Source organism: Variovorax glucosi (genome assembly GCF_051216695.1).
Taxonomy (GTDB): domain Bacteria; phylum Pseudomonadota; class Gammaproteobacteria; order Burkholderiales; family Burkholderiaceae_C; genus Variovorax.
Genome location: NZ_JBPJZE010000132.1, coordinates 1 through 1,344, shown reverse-complemented (window position 1 = coordinate 1,344; position 1,344 = coordinate 1). Strand labels below are relative to the sequence as shown.

1 protein-coding gene is annotated in these 1,344 nt (G+C 68.3%); it reads right to left on the bottom strand.

What is annotated here, in order from left to right; all coding sequences use genetic code 11:
• Positions 1-1,323, bottom strand: a 1,323-nt coding sequence (locus tag ACSFA3_RS23560) for an indolepyruvate oxidoreductase subunit beta family protein (protein WP_435507842.1), incomplete at its 3' end; no start/stop codon positions are given.
• Positions 1,324-1,344: the final 21 nt, after the last annotated feature.

Below are 1,344 nucleotides of genomic sequence, written 5' to 3'. Positions count from 1 at the left end.
GCGTTGGCACTGCGCAAGTTCAACGGCCAGTTCGGGGTTGCGTTGCGCGGTGGCGGCAATGCGCTGCAGCCATTCCTCGATGCGGCGGTTTTCCTCGGCATAGCGCATCGTCGACAGGCGCCAGCGCTTGCATGCCGCCACGATGCGCAGCATGAGGTAGCCGCGCAGCGAGCTGGGCTGGATCACGCGGCCGGGTTGGGTGAAGCGCTCGACGAGCTTCTTGGGCATCGTCGAGTTCATGAGCCAGCGGCCGATGCCGCCGGGCAGCGTCTCGCAGATTTCCTGCATGCGCGGGTGCATGTATTCGTTGATGGCAAGCACCTGGCCCGGTTGTACGCGGGCCTCGCCGCGCACGCGCTCGAAACGGGTGGCGCGGGTCTTCAGGGCCGCGACGCGGGCGGTGTCTTCGTAGGACATCCAGAGCGCGAGGTGGCGCGCGGTTTCGCGCAGCAGGCGATGGTCGTCGCTGCCTGGCAGCGCGGCGATGGCGGCCATGCGGTTGAGGTACAGGCTGGCGTAAGCCGGGTCCTGGTAGTCGATGAGGCGGCGCACACCTTCGAGCAGGAAGTCCTGCGCTTGCACCGGGAAGTCATGTTGCACCCGCTCGACCAATGCCCGCACGGCCGGGTGGCGCGGTTGGGGTGCTGGTGCAGCGATAGGCACTTCTTTCGCAGGCTCACCGTCGTCACCGCCTTGCGCGCGAGCGAACGCCGCGCCGAAAGCCTTGAGACTGGGCTTCACGCCCACGCCGCCGCGCTCGATGGTTGCCTCGAACTGCGCGCGGCTGAACGGCAGCACGCCCGAACCTGCCAGCGTGCCGAACAGCACCGCGCTGATCACGCTGCCCGAGGCTTCGGCTGCCTGCGCCATGTCGAAGCGGATGAAGCGCTTGGCTGCCTTGGCGGTGTGTGCGAGGAGCTGGTCGCTGTCGACGCGGCCGTCGCCCAAGGCGCTTTTCTCCGCGATGGAGAACACGCGGTGCGTGGATGCGATCAGCGTGGTGCGGTCGCGCGTGACGAGGCCGCGCTGCACGGCGCGCCCGGCCTCCATGAGCTCCGACGCCAGCACCACGTCGACGTCGCCCGGCAGCGGCATCAACGCGAGCACTGGCAGGCCGCCATCGGCTTCGGCCTGCGCCGAGGGATACAGCTCGACGTAGTAGATGGTCGCGCCGGTGCGCTGGGCCACGCCCGGCACCGAGGTGGTCTGGGCGACGTAGCCGTTGGCCTCGCCCATGTCGACGATCCAGTCGGCCAGCACGCCGCCGCCCTCCCCGCCCATGGCGAGGATGGCAATCTTGATAGGTTGTGCGTTGCTCGTCATTGCTTCAGAAGGCATAGGCTT